The 15,192-nt window shown below is 62.9% G+C and carries 14 protein-coding genes; 8 read left to right on the top strand and 6 right to left on the bottom strand.

Annotation, left to right across the window (positions count from 1 at the left end; genetic code table 11):
• The first annotated feature begins 27 nt into the window (after positions 1-27).
• Entirely contained in the window at positions 28-1,677 is a 1,650-nt protein-coding gene (locus tag CK910_RS19965; protein WP_098984463.1) for a methyl-accepting chemotaxis protein, read from the top strand.
• A gap of 121 nt (positions 1,678-1,798) precedes the next feature.
• On the opposite strand, the gene CK910_RS19960 is transcribed toward CK910_RS19965, so the two are convergent.
• Positions 1,799-3,529 carry a formate--tetrahydrofolate ligase gene (locus CK910_RS19960; RefSeq protein ID WP_098984462.1) on the bottom strand — a complete coding sequence of 577 codons (1,731 nt, stop codon included), beginning with the start codon at positions 3,527-3,529 and terminating at the stop codon, positions 1,799-1,801.
• Positions 3,530-3,595: 66 nt separating this feature from the next.
• On the opposite strand from CK910_RS19960, the gene CK910_RS19955 reads away from it, so the two are divergent.
• The gene (locus CK910_RS19955) at positions 3,596-4,027 is read left to right on the top strand and encodes a hypothetical protein (RefSeq protein ID WP_098984461.1); all 432 of its coding nucleotides are present in this window, start codon (positions 3,596-3,598) and stop codon (positions 4,025-4,027) included.
• A gap of 64 nt (positions 4,028-4,091) precedes the next feature.
• On the opposite strand, the gene CK910_RS19950 is transcribed toward CK910_RS19955, so the two are convergent.
• Positions 4,092-4,994 carry a LysR family transcriptional regulator gene (locus CK910_RS19950; protein WP_043135190.1) on the bottom strand — a complete coding sequence of 301 codons (903 nt, stop codon included), beginning with the start codon at positions 4,992-4,994 and terminating at the stop codon, positions 4,092-4,094.
• A 110-nt stretch (positions 4,995-5,104) separates the two neighbouring features.
• On the opposite strand from CK910_RS19950, the gene CK910_RS19945 reads away from it, so the two are divergent.
• From CK910_RS19945 to CK910_RS19930, 4 genes are all read left to right on the top strand, one after another.
• Positions 5,105-5,665, top strand: a complete 561-nt coding sequence (locus tag CK910_RS19945; protein WP_098984460.1) for a YceI family protein — start codon at positions 5,105-5,107, stop codon at positions 5,663-5,665.
• Positions 5,665-6,402: a hypothetical protein gene (locus tag CK910_RS19940; protein ID WP_098984459.1), complete on the top strand. Its 738-nt coding sequence runs from the start codon at positions 5,665-5,667 to the stop codon at positions 6,400-6,402. The genes CK910_RS19945 and CK910_RS19940 overlap by 1 nt, the downstream gene beginning before the upstream one ends.
• Before the next feature lie 186 nt (positions 6,403-6,588).
• The gene (locus CK910_RS19935; protein ID WP_098984458.1) at positions 6,589-7,710 is read left to right on the top strand and encodes an adenosylhomocysteinase; all 1,122 of its coding nucleotides are present in this window, start codon (positions 6,589-6,591) and stop codon (positions 7,708-7,710) included.
• Between the two features lie 88 nt (positions 7,711-7,798).
• The gene (locus CK910_RS19930) at positions 7,799-8,110 is read left to right on the top strand and encodes a SelT/SelW/SelH family protein (protein WP_042872344.1); all 312 of its coding nucleotides are present in this window, start codon (positions 7,799-7,801) and stop codon (positions 8,108-8,110) included.
• Between the two features lie 55 nt (positions 8,111-8,165).
• On the opposite strand, the gene CK910_RS19925 is transcribed toward CK910_RS19930, so the two are convergent.
• The 3 genes from CK910_RS19925 to CK910_RS23905 form a co-directional block, all read right to left on the bottom strand.
• A complete protein-coding gene (locus CK910_RS19925; protein ID WP_253852752.1) occupies positions 8,166-9,935 on the bottom strand; it encodes a lysophospholipid acyltransferase family protein in 1,770 nt (589 codons plus the stop codon).
• Positions 9,936-10,140: 205 nt separating this feature from the next.
• Complete coding sequence (gene pepT, locus CK910_RS19920; RefSeq protein ID WP_098984457.1) at positions 10,141-11,364, bottom strand: peptidase T; 1,224 nt, start codon at positions 11,362-11,364, stop codon at positions 10,141-10,143.
• Between the two features lie 595 nt (positions 11,365-11,959).
• Complete coding sequence (locus tag CK910_RS23905; protein ID WP_157774654.1) at positions 11,960-12,415, bottom strand: hypothetical protein; 456 nt, start codon at positions 12,413-12,415, stop codon at positions 11,960-11,962.
• Positions 12,416-12,442: 27 nt separating this feature from the next.
• Between CK910_RS23905 and speA the strand changes: the two genes are divergently transcribed.
• Together speA and CK910_RS19905 are read left to right on the top strand one after the other, a co-directional pair.
• Complete coding sequence (speA, locus tag CK910_RS19910; RefSeq protein ID WP_043135196.1) at positions 12,443-14,344, top strand: biosynthetic arginine decarboxylase; 1,902 nt, start codon at positions 12,443-12,445, stop codon at positions 14,342-14,344.
• A gap of 288 nt (positions 14,345-14,632) precedes the next feature.
• Positions 14,633-14,821 (top strand): hypothetical protein, encoded by a 189-nt coding sequence (locus tag CK910_RS19905; protein ID WP_042865725.1) that lies wholly within the window; start codon positions 14,633-14,635, stop codon positions 14,819-14,821.
• A gap of 62 nt (positions 14,822-14,883) precedes the next feature.
• Here the strand turns inward: CK910_RS19905 and CK910_RS19900 are convergent, their stop codons facing one another.
• Positions 14,884-15,174, bottom strand: a complete 291-nt coding sequence (locus tag CK910_RS19900) for a hypothetical protein (RefSeq protein WP_098984456.1) — start codon at positions 15,172-15,174, stop codon at positions 14,884-14,886.
• Positions 15,175-15,192: the final 18 nt, after the last annotated feature.

Here is a 15,192-nt window from a genome sequence, read left to right as displayed (position 1 = left end):
ACTCGCTCACCCATTGCAGGACATGCCATGAACACCATGACCATAGGTAAGAAACTCACCGCAGGCTTTGCGGTGCTCGGCCTGATGATGGCCTTTATCGGCGGCTTCTCGCTGCTGCAGTTTGGCAACATGAACCGGGCCGCTACCGGCTTCACCGACAGCATCCTGCCTGCCGTCGTTCGCACCAGCACCCTGGGTGAGACCATCAATGCCCTGCGCCGCTATGAGCTGGATGTGTTCCTGGTGGCGGACGACCCCCAGCAGAAAGCCCATTACCGCGATGCCAGCGAGCAGAGCCTGCGCGAAGCAGATCGCCAGGTAGCGGCCCACGATGCCACCATCTGGGCGGAGGATCTGGAAGAGCGACGGGCCTTCGACATCGTCAAGGCGGACTGGAGCAAGTACGTCGCCCTGCACCAGCGCATCAAACAGATGCAGGACAACGGCCAGATGGCGGAGGCCCAGCGCATCTTCATGGCGGAGGGGGTCACGCTGTACACCACCCTGTCCAAGTCGGTGGCCGAGCTCATTCGCATCAATCACGGCTATGCCGCCAACTCCCGCGCCCAGGTAGTGGGGGCGTTTGACAGCGCCAAGCTGAGCATCATCATCTCCCTGCTGCTGGGACTGGGGTTGGCGGCCGTGCTCTCCACCGTGCTGACCCGCCAGATCCGGGATCCCCTGGTGATGCTGGCCCGTCAGGCCCAGCGCATCGCGAGTGGTGATCTCGGCAAGGGTGAACTGCAGGAGTGGATCCGCGGCAGTCGCTTCAAGCGTGACGAGCTCGGTCAGCTCGGCGCCGCCATCGATCGCATGCAGGGCGCGCTCGCGGATCTGGTGAGCGAAATTGCCGGCTCTGTGAGCCAGCTCAGCAGCGCCGTGGAGGAGGTGAGTGCCATCTCAGAACAGTCCGCCACCGGCATGGCCCGCCAGCAGAGCGAAGTCTCCCAGGTGGCCACCGCCATGAACGAGATGCAGTCCACGGTCAATGAAGTGGCCCGCAATACCACGGATGCCATGAGTGCGGCCAAGGATGCCTCCCGCACCTCGTCCCAGGGCAACCAGGTGGTGCGCAGTGCCATCAGCAGCATCGAAGATGTGTCGGTCAAGATTGAACAGGCGGGCGCCGTGGTGCAGCAGCTGGAGACCGACAGCGCCAACATCAGCATGGTGCTGGATGTGATCCGCGACATCGCCGGTCAGACCAACCTGCTGGCCCTCAACGCCGCCATCGAGGCCGCCCGTGCCGGCGAGCAGGGACGCGGTTTCGCCGTGGTGGCGGACGAGGTGCGCTCCCTGGCCCAGCGGACTCAGGACTCGACCGCCGAGATCAGCAAGATGATAGAGCTGTTGCAGAGCCGCGCCGCCGAGGCGGGCAGCGCCATGCAGCTGAGCCGTCAGCAGATGCAGGAGAGCGTCGGGCTGGCGCGGGATGCGGGCAGCAGCATAGATACCATCAATGGGGCCGTCACCCAGATCACCGACATGAACACTCTGATCGCTACTGCCACCGAGGAGCAGAATGCGGTGACCGAGGAGCTCAACCGCAGCATAGTCAACATCCACAATGCCGCGGACGAGAACGCCCAGGGGGCGCAGCAGACCGCCCAGGCCTGCGTCGAGCTGAGCAAGCTGGCGACCTCGCTGCACCATATGACCCAGCGCTTCACCCTCTAGGGGCAGGCCAGCGAGTTGTATGGCTACTAACAACAAGGCCCCGTCCATTGGCGGGGCCTTGTCGTTTCCGACGATCTTGAGCGTGGAGGCTGTCGGCTTGGCCTGCAGCTGCCACTCACCATCAGCTCAGTCCGACGATCTCGCCGTTATCATCGATATCGATATGACGATAGGCCGGCAGGCTGCCGAGCCCAGGCATTGTCATGATGGGGCCCGCCAGCGCATAGACGAAGCCGGCACCGGCGCACAGCTTCACCTCGTCGATGGGCACCTCGAAATCGGCCGGCACTCCCTTGAGGGCGGGGTCATGGCTGATGGAGAGCGGCGTCTTGGCCACGCAGATGGGCAGGTGATCCCAGCCTGCGGCCGAGAGCGCCGCCAGCTGGCGGCGTGCCTTGTCAGAGAGGCGCACACCGCGCCCGCCATAACCGCACTCCACCAGGGTGGCGAGCTTGGCACACAGGCTCATCTCATCAGGATAGAGCAGCTGGATCTGGCTTGGCATCTCGCAGGCGGCGACCACGGCACGGGCCAGCTCGCTGGCACCTGCGCCCCCTTGAGTGAAGGCGCTGGAGATGGCCGTGCCGCAGGCGCCGGCTTGGCGCGCCTCGCGCATCAGCAGATCCAGCTCGGCCTGGCTGTCGGTGGGGAAGCGGTTGACCGCCACCACCACGGGCACGCCATAACGGCGGGCATTGTTGATATGCCAGGCGAGGTTGGTGCAGCCTTTCTCAAGGGTGGGCAAGTCTTCCCCCAGCAGGCTCTCGGGCAGCGGCTGACCGGGACGGATATCGAGCAGGCCGCTGTTGGCCTTGAGGCCGCGCACCGTGGCCACCAGCACCACGCAGGCCGGCGCTATGCCGGACTGGCGGTGCTTGATGTTGAAGAACTTCTCCAGCCCCATGTCGGAGCCAAAACCCGCCTCTGTCACCACATAGTCGGTCAGTTGCAGCGCCATGCGATCGGCGATCACCGAGGAGTTGCCATGGGCTATGTTGGCGAAGGGGCCGGCGTGCACCAGTACCGGGGTCTGCTCCGTGGTCTGCATCAGGGTTGGTTGCAGCGCGTCTTTGAGTAGCACCGTCATAGCGCCCGCGACTTCCAGCTGCTCGGCCGTGATGGGCTGGCCCTGGCTATCGAGGGCCAGCTGGATGCGGCCGATGCGCTCGCGCAAGTCGTTCAGATCGCTCGCCAGCGCCAGAATGGCCATCAGCTCGGAGGCGGCTGTGATGACGAAGCGATCCTGGCGTTCAACGCCATCGGCGGCGCTCCCCTGCCCAATAGTGAGGTGGCGCAGGGCGCGGTCGTTCATGTCGAGGGTACGCGGCCAGAGGATGTTGGCGGGGTCGATATCGAGCCGTGCCAGCCCCGTCCTGGCGGTGAACTCGGCGCCGAGCCGGGTCTCGTGGAACAGGCGGGCATCCAGCGCGGCGGCCGCCAGGTTGTGGGCGGCGGTGAGAGCGTGAAAATCGCCGGTGAGGTGCAGGTTCATCTCCTCCATCGGCACCACCTGGGCGTGGCCGCCACCGGCGGCACCCCCCTTGACCCCGAATACCGGGCCCAGGCTCGGCTGGCGTATGGTGGCCATGCTGGGCTGGCCTATGTGATTGAGCCCCATGGAGAGACCCAGGGTGGTGACCGTCTTGCCCTCGCCGAGGGGCGTCGGTGTGATGGCGCTTACCAGCACCAGCTTGCCTGCCTTGCCAGCGGGTAGCCTGAGTAGATCCAGGCTGAGCTTGCCCTTGTAGTGACCGTGAGGGCTGAGCAGCCGAGCCGGGATGCACAAGCGCTCGGCCAGCGCATGGATGGGAAGGCGGGGGGACTGGCGGGAGATCTCGATATCGCTTAGCATCAGCACCTCGTTGGCATGTCAGGTCAAATATGCGGCGCAGTCTAGTGGAATCAACAGGGTTATCCAATGAGTAATAACATTTTATCCGGCAGTCGTGAGCTGCATCTAACGCCCATACTGCTGGATCTCAACGCCCTCTACCACCCGCCCAAGCGGCCGCTCACCGCCCTTGGCATCGTCAGCGCCTTCATGCCGCTGTTCGGTTATGGCTGGCAGGCGATGACCCAGGATCCCGAGACCCACTTTCGCCAGGAGCTGGGCAAGCGCATCAACAAGCACAAGGCGGATGAGGCCAATCTCATTCTGATGTTGCAGCTGGCCGGCATGCTCGATTGCCACTGCCTGCACATCGCTCTGCCCTATGCCTTGAGCGAGGAGCAGCTGGCGACCCTGCGGCGCCGCCTGCCGCGCTGGCAACTGATGCAGACCGATCAACTGCTGGTGGCCGAGCTGCCGCTGCCCGCCGGTCATACAGCGCCCCCCGAGACCCACTCCTGAACATCAGCCTCGCTTCCCGCCATGGGAGGCGAGGCCGCTTCCATCATCGAATCAAGGCCACCGGTTAGACCTCCCGATCCCAGTAGTGGGGAGCGAGATAGCGTTCCTGCACGAACTCGATAAAGCAGCGCACCTTGGCCGAGACGAAACGGCGGTGCGGATAGAGGGCATAGAGCCCCACCTGCCCCTTCTCCCACTCCGGCAGCAGTGACACCAGCTCCCCCGAGCGCAGCGCATCGCCGACGATGAAGGTGGGCTGCAATATGATGCCCTGATGATCGCAGGCGGCCCGGGTCAGGGCCACGCCGTTGTTGGCGCGAAGCGGCCCCTGCGGGCGCACGCTCAGCTGCTCTCCATCCCGCTTGAAGACCCAGTCCGGCTGGGTCAGGGTATAGATGAGGCAGTCGTGCTGCTTGAGATCCTCCGGGGTCTTGGGAGCGCCCTTGCGGGCCAGGTAGGCAGGGCTGGCGCACACCTCCAGCCTCATCATGGCCAGCGGCTTGGCCACCAGGGAAGAGTCCGGCAGGTTGCCGATGCGCAGCGCCAGATCGAATCCCTCTTCCACCAGGGCCACCCGCCGGTCGCTGTACTCTATCTCCAGCTTCAGATCCGGGAAGCGTTCACGAAACAGCGGTAGGGCGGGGGAGAGGTGCAGGTAGCCAAAGTCCATCGGCACCGACAGCTTGAGGGTGCCCTGGGGTTGCTGGTTGTTGCGGGTGAGCTGGCTGTGGGTCTCTTCGAGCTCCGCCAGCAGGGCCTGGGAGCGCTGGTAGTAGAACTGGCCGGCCTCTGTGGGGTTGACCTGACGGGTGGTGCGCGACAGCAAGCGGGTGGAGAGGGACTCCTCCAGCTGCTGCATCAGCTTGGAGGTCATGGCGACCGAGATGCCGAGCTGGTTGGCGGCCTTGGTAAAACTCTGACACTCCACCACCTTGATGAAGGTGCGCATGGCGGCTATCTGGTCCATCTTTCACTCTCAGTTGATAATTATTTTAATAAATCGCTGATTATCTATTCCGATATGGAGGTTAGCATCTTGGTTGTTGTTGTGAACCCCCAATATGAAGGAACGAACGGATGAAAATGACCAAGGCCCTGCTGGCCTCCTGCCTGTTTATGGCGGCCCCCCTGATGGCGGCCGATTACGATGTCGATGCGGCTCACACCACTGTCCAGTTCAAGGTGGGGCACCTCGGCTTCTCCGAGCTGGTCGGTCGTTTCAACACCTTCAGCGGCACCTTCAGCATGGACGATGCCAACCCGGCAGCGGCCAAGGCGAGCTTCGAAATCGACGCCGCCAGCGTGGACTCCAACCACGAGCCGCGCGACAAACACCTGCGCAGCCCCGATTTTCTGGATGTGAAACAGTACCCCAAGATGACCTTCGTCAGCACCGGCTATGAAGGGACCAAGGAGAAGGGCGTGTTGAAAGGCACCCTGACCCTGCACGGGATCAGCAAGCCCGTGGCATTCGAGCTGGTTCACATCGGTGAAGGCAAGGATCCCTGGGGCGGCTATCGCAGCGGCTTCAATGCCTCCACCACCATCAAGCGCAGTGACTTTGGCGTGAGCTACATGTTGCCCGGCATTCCGGACGAGATGAGCATCAACCTGTTCGTCGAAGGCGTGCGCAAGTAATGGGCGCAGCACTCCTGCTACAAACCCTGGCGGCTCCTTTGGGGGCCGCTTTGCTGTCATGGCGCTGGCCACGACTGGGGTATCTGTGGGGCGCCCTGGCGCTCTGGCTGGTGGGCTGCCTGCTGGGTGGCGCCTATGGGCTGCCGGTCAAGGCGTGGCAGTGGCTGCCGCTGACCCTGCTGGTGCCGGCGATGGCGGCGCAACTGGCCAACAAGCGGGCCGCGCTCTTGCTGTTCGCAGCGCTCGCCGCCCTGGTGTGGTGGCAGGGGCTGGCCTCTGTGCTCGCCCTGGACCCGCGCATCTGGCTGGCGCTGCTGCCCGCCATCGCCTGGTTCGGTTGGGTGCAGCTGCGCACCGACAGCCACGAGGGGCTCGGCTTTGCCCTCGGCTTCATCTGGCTGGCGCTGGTGATCGGCATAGACGGCAGTTTGCTGATTGCCCAGCTGGCGGGGGCCCTGGCTGCCTTTGCCGGTTTCCGGGCCCTGCTTGGCGCCTTTGCCGGCGTCAAGGCGGCGCCTGCCGCGCTCGGGTTGGCACTGGCCTTCATGCAGATGCTCGCCTGGCAATACGTGGAAGTGCCGCTTGCGGTCTTGCTGCCGGTCTGGCTGTTGCCGCTGCTGGAGTGGGCCTTGCGCAACAAGCCCTGGATCCAGCGTTGGGCCCTGCTGATCCTGCTGGCGGGAGTCGGCACCGGATTGAGTCTGTGGAAGGTATGGCCCGAGGCCTCTTTGTACTGATTTTTAGCATAAAAAACAGGCAATTAACCCGAAAGTTGACGACTTCGTCATAGTCTGCACAGATAAAGATTGAGCCCCCTTGTGGATTCAGATAAAAAGGATTTTCAATTATCTGGACACACACAGAACCCGGTCATGCCGGGTTCTGTTTGCCTGCTTGTTTGCGGCGCGCTAAGGAGGCCACAGTTGCGCAGTCAAGGATCTGAGCATCTGTTTTTTCGCCATTTCACCGAGCAGGGACGCCTCGACGGCCTCTGCATCCTGCTGGTTACCCATCTGCTTCCCGATCGCCCCCAGTTTATCCAGGCTCTCGATCAAATCGGGCGGATCGGCGCCATCCTGCCCAAACCCAAGTCAGTGCACGGACCGACCCTGACCTGGGCCCAGCAGCACTACCCGGTGCTGCCGCTCAACCGCCAGTGGACCAACACGCCGCAGGGGGTGATAGAGCACATAGCCCCCCTGGTTGCCCCCCATGAAAGGTTGATCATTCTGGACATAGGCGGCTACTTTGCCAAGACCCAGGCGACCCTGAGCGAGTATTTCGGCCCCCGCTTCCTCGGGGTAGTGGAGATGACCGAAAACGGCCATCAGCGCTACGAGCAGGAGGTGCTGGCCACCCCTGTCATCTCGGTGGCGCGCAGCCCCCTCAAGCAGGCCGAGGATATCCAGATTGGCCTCAGCGTGGTCTACTCCGCCGAGTCCCTGGCCCGCACCCTCAACCGTACCTTCAACGTCTGTCAGGCCGCCCTGTTCGGCTATGGCAAGGTGGGGCGCAGCATCGCCCGCGAGCTCAGGTGCCGCAACCTGCACCTGGAGCTGGTGGAGACAGACGTGCTGCGCCAGGTGGAGGCGCTCTCCCACGGCTTCAAGCTGGTGGGCAAGGCCGAGGCGCTGAGTCGGGCCGAGCTGGTGATCTGCTCCACCGGCAACGGTGCGCTGGATCTGGCCGACTTGCAGCAGTTGCGCCCCGGCGCCATGCTGGCCTCGGTCACCTCGGCCGACGACGAATTTGCATTTTGTCTCTCCCAGCTGCCCTGGCCGAGCGAGGAGGTGTGCCCCCATGTGCTGGCGCTGACCCGGCCCGATGGCAGCACCATCTTCCTGCTCAACCGGGGGGAGGCGGTCAATTTCGTCCACGGCGCCGTCATCGGCGAATACGTCTATCTGGTGCTGGCGGAGATCATCGAGGGGGTGCGTCAGCTGGCGCAGCAACCCCTGGCCCCCGGCCTGTTCGATCTGCCGCAGTCCACCATGCGCACCATAGCCCGCCACTGGTTGACCGATTTCCACGGGGTCAGCCAGTGAGCCAGGCGCTGCTTTTTGCTATTGCAGCCAGCATGGCGGGCCATCATTATCCCCATCTCCCGCTGGCCGATTTTTATGGAGTCACCCAATGACAGAGTCGTTAACCCCCATCAGCAAGCCCCGCATCGAGATCCGCTACTGCACCCTCTGTCGCTGGATGCTGCGCGCCGCCTGGCTGGCGCAGGAGCTGCTCTCCACCTTCGACAGCGATCTCGGCGAGGTGGCGCTGGTACCCGCCAGCAAGGGGGAGTTCCGCATCCTGGTCAATGGCGTGCTGGTGTGGGACAGGGTGGCTGACGAGGGCTTCCCCGAGGCGAAAGAGATCAAGCAGCGGGTGCGCGATGTCATCGCCCCCGAGCGGGATCTGGGTCACTCGGATCGCAAACCTGCCGCACAGTGATGGCGGTGGCTTGCACGACAAACAGGGAGGCTGCGGCCTCCCTGTTTGTTGTTGGTCAATCCACGGTTGAGCATGTTCCGCCGCGCTCGGTGCCGGTGGTCGAGGCGGCAGGCTGAGTGCGGCTCGGGTGACCCAGGGGGCTGCCGATATAGCGGGCCCGCTTGTGGGGTTTGAGGCGGCTTGTGTCTACCCACACCAGGCCGTCGATGCAGTGGTTGAAGTCGGGGTCTATGCCGAAATCCATGAACTGCACGCCGCCCGGCTCGCACAGCTCGGAATATTGCTTGTAGAGGGTGGGGATGGCGCAGCCCAGATTGTCGAGTCGGGCCTTGAGTTCCCGCAGATCGGCGGCGTAGTCCTGCCCTGCAAACAGCGGCGCTGTGGCGGGGTAGGGGCGGCGCGATGGGGCGAGCGCGAGCTCGGGGGCAAAGTGCTGGCGGTAGAAGCTCACCAGCAGATCCTTGGCCGGCGGCGGCAGGCTGCCGGAGAGCGACACAGGGCCGAACAGATAGCGGTAGTGGGGATAGCGGGCCAGGTAGGCACCTATGCCGAACCAGAGGTAATCCAGCCCCCGCTTGCCCCAGTAGGCGGGCTGGATGAAGCTGCGGCCCAGCTCGATGGCGAGCTCCAGCCGGGGCAGCAGCTTCTCCTCGAAACCGAACAGGGTATGGCTGTAGAGGCCGGCCACTCCCTTGCTCGCCATCAGCTCGGCCACGGGGGCGAAGCGGTAGGCGCCTATGATCTCGAGCCGGGCCGGATCCCACAGGATCAGGTGGTGATAGTCATCATCGAAGGCGTCGAGATCCCGCCGCTTGCCCGAGCCTTCTCCCACGGCGCGAAAGGCTATTTCCCGCAGGCGCCCCAGCTCGCGCAGGATCACCGAGTGGCTCAGCTCATGGCGCCGGTAGAGGTAGATCCCCTGGCCGTCCGGGGTGTGGCCGAGGGCCTCGCAAGCCTCGATGGCCTGCTTGAGCTGACGGCGCTCCTCCGGCAGGGCTATGGGGGCCTCGGTCGCGAGTTTGCCCCGCTTGCCCTTGCCGATCCGGTAGAGGTGACTGCGCACCAGTTGCGCCGCCGTCTTGGTGGGGAGTCCGGCCAGGCTGGCCGGCGGAATGCGCGCCCCTATGGTGACGGCAATGCGCCCGCCCTGCTGGCGAAACAGCTGCTTGACCAGCAAGAGACCCGCCCAGGCGTTGTTGAGCCAGGCGGCGAGATAGAAACCCAGACCGTTGCGCCCGCCCAGGTGGATGGGTACCAGCGGGGTGCGGGTACGCTGGGCCAGCTTGATGAAGCCCCCCTGCCAGGGGCCATCCTTCACCCCCCTGGGGCCGAGGCGCGACACTTCGCCGGCGGGGAAGATGACCAGGGCCCCTTCGCTCGCCAGATGCTCGCCCATCGCCAGAATGGCGCGTCGGTCGGTCTTGCCCCCCAGGTTGTCCACCGGCAACAGCAAGGGGCGCAGCGGCGCCAGCTGGGCCAGCAGCTGGTTGGCCACTATCTTGACGTCCGGCCGGATGCGACCTAGCAGGCGCAGCAGTGCCAGCCCGTCCAGCGAGCCTATGGGGTGATTGGCGACGATAATGACCCGGCCCGAGGTCGGTATGTGCTCCAGCTGTGTCTCGCTCACCCGGTAGTCAAAATCGAGCTGCTGCAGCGCCTGCTCAACGAAATCGAGTCCGCGCAGATGGGGGTAGCGGCCGGCAAAGTGCTGGAAGGCCTCTTCGTGCAGCAGCCAGCGCAGGCCCCGGCCGAGCAGGGGGCGCAGCGGCGTCTTGTCCGGGAGGTGGGGCAGGTATTGTCGTAGCAGGGTATCGACGCTGAACATGGGCAAAGCTCCGGTGAACCTTTGCCCCAGCATGTGCGGTTTCTGTTCCCGCCATGTGGCAGCGGGATGACGGTTTGATGGCAGGGGCAGGGAATGGCAGTGTTCTGTTCCCTCCCTTGTGCCGCGGGATGACTGCTTGCTAGCAAAGAGGGGAGCCCGCTAACCGGCTCCCCTCTTTGTGGTCGTGGTCGCGCTGGTTGCCCGATTAACTGCGCCAGGCCGAGGTCAGCCGCACCAGCTCGACCAGGGTGGCGACCGCTTTCTCCATGGATTGCAGCGGGATGAACTCGTGCTTGCCGTGGAAGTTGTGACCACCGGTGAAAATGTTGGGGCAGGGCAGGCCCATGAAGGAGAGGCGGGCGCCATCTGTGCCACCGCGAATGGGCTTGATCTTGGGCACCACGTCGGCGGCCTGCATGGCGGCCCTGGCCAGCTCGATGATGTGCATGTGCGGCTCTATCTGGCTGCGCATGTTGCGATAGCTGTCGGTCAGGGTGAGCTCGATGCGTGCCTTGGGGGCATCCAGCTGCGAGGAGGCGACCCGCTCCTTGAGCTGGGCCTTGCGGGCGGCGAAGCTGTCGTCATCGAAGTCGCGGATGATGTAATGCAGGGTACTCTCCTCCACAGTGCCGCTCATCTGGGCCAGGTGGAAGAAGCCCTCGTAGCCGTCGGTCGCCTCCGGGGTCTGCTCGGGGGGCATGGCGGCGTGGAAGCGGGCGGCCAGGGTCTGGCTGTTGATCATGCTGCCCTTGGCGGTGCCTGGGTGGACGTTGTTGCCGACAAACCGCACAGTGGCGCTGGCGGCGTTGAAGTTTTCATACTCCAGCTCGCCCAGTTCACCACCATCGACGGTATAAGCCCATTTGGCCGGGAATCTGTCCAGCGGGAACAGATCGGCGCCGCGGCCTATCTCCTCGTCCGGAGTGAGGCCGACCCAGACGTCGCCACGGGGGATCTCGGGGTGGGCCTGCAGATGGGCGATGGCGCTGAGGATCTCGGCGATGCCCGCCTTGTCGTCGGCGCCCAGCAGGGTAGTGCCATCCGTGGTAATGAGATCCTGGCCCAGGTAGTTTTTCAGGCAGCGATACTGGCGAATGGCCAGTACCTCGTCCCCCTTGCCCAGACAGATGTCCCCTCCCTGATAATTCTCGATGATCTGGGGCACCACCTGCTGGGCCTCGTAGTCGGCGGTGTCCATGTGGGCAATCAAGCCGATGGCCGGCGCATCCGTCTGGTTGCCCGGCAGGCAGGCGGTGAGGTAGCCGTGCTCGTCCAGGGTGACCTGGGTCAGCCCCATCTGCTGCATCTCACCTTGCAGGGCGCGGGCGAAGATAAGCTGCCCCTCGCTGCTGGGACAGACGGGATTGGTCGCATCGGAGCGGGTATGAAAAGTCACGTAACGCAGAAAACGCTCAAGCAGGGTATCCATTGGCAAGCCTCAAACCTGTGGTGAAGGGCCATTGTGGCCAATCTTGCCGGGGTGCTTATTGCGTCAGCGCAGTTTTTGTCACATTTTTTGGCGAAGATGTGGCGTGAAGCGTGTAAGGTAGAGCAAGCGGTGGCTACTGATATTCCACGCAGAATAAAATAACGAGAAATTGGCATTTTTAAGCGCGTTGTAATTAAGCCCCATCCGGTGTGCGGCGTGGTGCCACAAGGGCTCTGCCCGAGGGGGCCAATCCCGCGCTATTTTCAGGGGCAAGAATGGCCTGCGGGCGAGCCTCGGCATCCCAGTGCCAGCCTCATCGGCAGCAAGATTTGATCGCCTTATTAAAAGCAGTTTTTGAACACTATTTTTTATTGTCACCGCTGGCGGTAAGTGTGTACACTCCGCGCCGATCCAAGGGTAACCCTGAAGCAGGCAGAGGCCGCCAGAAACCTGAAAGATCATACGCCTATAGGGCGAGGCACGCAGAAACGACAGACACTGCTGGGGTATGGTTTCTTTAATACCGGTTAGGCTCCGGTATCAGGGAGAACAACGGACACTCATTATCCATCTGACCGAGTGAGCCAATGGCTCATCATCTTCCCTTGTCATGGGCGGTCACTGGTGTTGAGTTGGGCTGTGGTCGTGGTCGTCCATCAACACGCTTGCGTGCTGGCGTCTTCGCTTTCTTCTTTGAAACCTCCCTTGTCGTCGTGATGCGGCCGAATGATGAACTGACGGCGTGGCTGATGTCGTCTGTCATCAAAGTACCGCGGCGCTGTTTGCGCAGCACCGCATACCGTTGAGCTTGATGTAAAGCCACCAGCCCCACATCAAGACTCGTTACTTCCCAAAATCCACCAGGCAGCCACAGGCTTGCCGCGATGTGCAAAGAGATGGTCTGGATGTGACAGAGAGTCACGGTCGAGGTCAAGCGGCCCTGCGCCGCGGGCTCAGACAGATGACTTTCCAGACTCCAGCAGGCAGCCTTGGCTCGCCACGCTTTGCACTCGATGGTCTGGATGTGATTGAGGGTAACGAAGGCGGCCACTGGCCGCTCATTTGCGAGGCATAGCCCATGACTAACTGGTCCAGCAAGGACTCCTTGAAGGTCTACAACGTTCCCTACTGGGGTGCGGGTTTTTTCAACATCAATGACGCCGGTCATGTGACCGTCGCTCCCGACAAGTCACGCCCTGACGCACACATCGTCATCTCTGATGCCATCGAACAGTTGCGTCAGTCCGGGCTGACCACCCCAGTGTTGCTGCGCTTCCCCGACATCCTCAAGAGTCGGGTCGATGCGCTGTTCAACGCCTTTGGTCAGGCCATCGAGAAGTCAGGCTATGAAGGGGACTACCTGTGCGTTTACCCGATCAAGGTAAACCAGCAGCGTCGTGTCATCGAGACCATCAGCCAGTCCTACAGCGACAAGCCCCGGCTTGGCCTGGAAGCTGGTTCCAAACCGGAACTGCTGGCCGTGCTGTCCCATCACCATGAGCAAGGCTCGGTGATCGTCTGCAACGGTTACAAAGACCGCGAATATATCCGCCACGCCCTCCTGGGCAACCTGATGGGCCACAAGGTCTATATCGTGGTGGAAAAACCCTCCGAGCTGGAAATGGTGCTGGACGAGTCAGCTCGCCTCAACATCAAGCCCAACATAGGGGTGCGTGCCAAGCTTGCCTCCACCGGCTCCGGCATGTGGGAATCGAGCGGCGGCTCCATGTCCAAATTCGGCCTCTCCGCCTCCCAGATCCTGGCGCTGGTCGAGCGCCTGCGCAGCGTCGGCAAGCTGGATTGCCTGCAACTGCTGCACTTCCATCTGGGCTCCCAGATCGCCAACATCCGTGACATCCAGGGCGGTATCCGCGAGTGCGGCCGCTTCTATTCCGAGTTGCGTCGTTTGGGCGTGCCCATCGACGTGGTCGACGTGGGTGGTGGTCTGGGTGTGGACTATGAGGGCACCCGCTCCCAGAGTCACTGCTCCGCCAACTACAGCCTGTCCGAGTACGCCAACAACGTGGTGTGGGGCATAGGCGATGTGTGCCGCGAGTTCGACCTGCCGCACCCGACCATCATCAGCGAGTCCGGCCGTGCCCTGACCGCCCACCACGCCGTGCTGGTCACCAATCTGATTGGTGCCGAAGGGGTGGAGATGAGCGACATCAGCGCACCGGATGACGACGCCCCCACCATTTTGCAGAACATGTGGAAAGGCTGGCTGGACCTGCGCAGCGAAGATCCCTCCCTGCTGGAGATCTTCCACGACTCTGTGGCGGATCTGGGCGACGTGAACACCCAGTACACCATGGGTCTGCTCAACCTGGAGCAACGCGCCTGGGCCGAGATGCTGCACCAGAACACCTGTCTGGCGCTCAAAGAGCTGCTCAACCCGGTCAACCGCAACCACCGCGCGCTGGCTGACGAGCTCTCCGAGAAACTGGCCGACAAGTGCTTTGCCAACTTCTCCCTGTTCCAGTCCCTGCCGGATGCCTGGGGTATCGGCCAGGTGTTCCCGGTGATGCCACTGACCGGTCTCGAGCGTCCGCTCAGCCGCCGCGGCATCCTGATGGACATCACCTGCGACTCGGACGGTCAGGTGGAGCACTACGTCGACGGTCTGGGTGTCGAGAGCACACTGCCGATGCCGGAGTACGCCGAGAACGAAGTGTGCCACGTCGGCTTCTTCCTGGTCGGTGCCTATCAGGAGATCCTGGGGGATCTGCACAACCTGTTCGGTGACACCCACTGCGCGGAAGTGTGGCTCGATGACGAAGGCAAGATGGACATTCGCAACGTGGTGCGCGGCGATACCGTCGATCAGCTGCTGCGTTACGTCAACATAGACCCCTCCGTCATTCGCGAGAACTACCAGCGCATCGTCTCCCACCCGGCGCTGGACGACGCGACCCGCAAGGCCCTGCTCGACGAGCTGGAGCTGGGTCTGCAAGGCTACGCCTATCTGGAAGACGAATAAGCCTCTGGCTTGTTCGCCCCGTCGGTGGAAACAAAAAGACGGGAATGAAAAACGGCGCCTTCGGGCGCCGTTTTTGTTGATGGCATCGCCATCCTCTTGCGGCGCGCGGGAGGCGGGGCGGCCATCTTCATTTGAGTAGTGGATGTTTGCAGTAGGGGGCTCAAGGCCCGGATCCGGCAGATATCGGCCTCAGTCCGCCTCTTCTCTTGATCTGCATCAAGTCTGCCGCGGGCGGGTTATTTTACGGTCAGGAGTGATGTTGGTGGTATGTAACAAAAGGATGTGAATATGGAACTTGAAAGGGACCCGAGATGCTATACCGACGTCTGTATCGACGGTAAGTGGTATCACTATGACCACTGCAGCACGCAAGTTTACATGCTGATGGGGGGCGCGGCACCGAGACTGGAGCTGGCCTATGAGCCCAGCAGCGAGGAGGAGCTGATCGCCATGCTCCAGCAACTGGCCCGCTTCTGAGCCGGGCTGTCTGATGGCCATCGGGCAATGCGCCGCGATGGCCACCTTCTGTTTCTTTCCCGTCAGCCGTTCGTCTTGCGCTCAAACAGCTGCTTGCCCATCTCCATCAGGGCGCTCGCCGCGGCGTAGCTGCTGTCTGACTTGCCCACCTCATCGGCCACGTAGAGGAAGTTGGATCTGTATTTCTCCACCGCCTCTTCCCGGCTGTGCGCATCGATAAAATCCTCTTCCACCTCGAACCCCTGCGCCAGCAGCGCCGCTTTCTCGATCAGAAAGGTGGGGGAGGCCATGTCGACAAAGGTGTACTGCTGCCGGTTGGATGCCGGAACGGTAAAAAACTGGTATCTAGCCATCTGCGATTCCTCGCCTGA

Origin of the sequence: Aeromonas sp. CA23 (genome assembly GCF_002587065.1) — a bacterium.
In the GTDB taxonomy this organism is placed as follows: Bacteria; Pseudomonadota; Gammaproteobacteria; order Enterobacterales; family Aeromonadaceae; genus Aeromonas; species Aeromonas bestiarum.
Note: the sequence above shows the minus strand (reverse complement) of the source record. Positions and strands in the feature narration are given on the sequence as shown.

Excerpts from the sequence above, each read along its gene's own strand:
- pepT (WP_098984457.1), bottom strand. The coding sequence starts at position 11,364 with ATGGATACCCTGCTTGAGCGTTTTCTGCGTTACGTGACTTTTCATACC.
- speA (WP_043135196.1), top strand. The coding sequence starts at position 12,443 with ATGACTAACTGGTCCAGCAAGGACTCCTTGAAGGTCTACAACGTTCCC.
- CK910_RS19950 (WP_043135190.1), bottom strand. The coding sequence starts at position 4,994 with ATGGACCAGATAGCCGCCATGCGCACCTTCATCAAGGTGGTGGAGTGT.
- CK910_RS19900 (WP_098984456.1), bottom strand. The coding sequence starts at position 15,174 with ATGGCTAGATACCAGTTTTTTACCGTTCCGGCATCCAACCGGCAGCAG.
- CK910_RS19965 (WP_098984463.1), top strand. The coding sequence starts at position 28 with ATGAACACCATGACCATAGGTAAGAAACTCACCGCAGGCTTTGCGGTG.
- CK910_RS19960 (WP_098984462.1), bottom strand. The coding sequence starts at position 3,529 with ATGCTAAGCGATATCGAGATCTCCCGCCAGTCCCCCCGCCTTCCCATC.
- CK910_RS19940 (WP_098984459.1), top strand. The coding sequence starts at position 5,665 with ATGGGCGCAGCACTCCTGCTACAAACCCTGGCGGCTCCTTTGGGGGCC.
- CK910_RS19925 (WP_253852752.1), bottom strand. The coding sequence starts at position 9,935 with ATGTTCAGCGTCGATACCCTGCTACGACAATACCTGCCCCACCTCCCG.
- CK910_RS19955 (WP_098984461.1), top strand. The coding sequence starts at position 3,596 with ATGAGTAATAACATTTTATCCGGCAGTCGTGAGCTGCATCTAACGCCC.
- CK910_RS19945 (WP_098984460.1), top strand. The coding sequence starts at position 5,105 with ATGAAAATGACCAAGGCCCTGCTGGCCTCCTGCCTGTTTATGGCGGCC.
- CK910_RS19905 (WP_042865725.1), top strand. The coding sequence starts at position 14,633 with ATGGAACTTGAAAGGGACCCGAGATGCTATACCGACGTCTGTATCGAC.
- CK910_RS19930 (WP_042872344.1), top strand. The coding sequence starts at position 7,799 with ATGACAGAGTCGTTAACCCCCATCAGCAAGCCCCGCATCGAGATCCGC.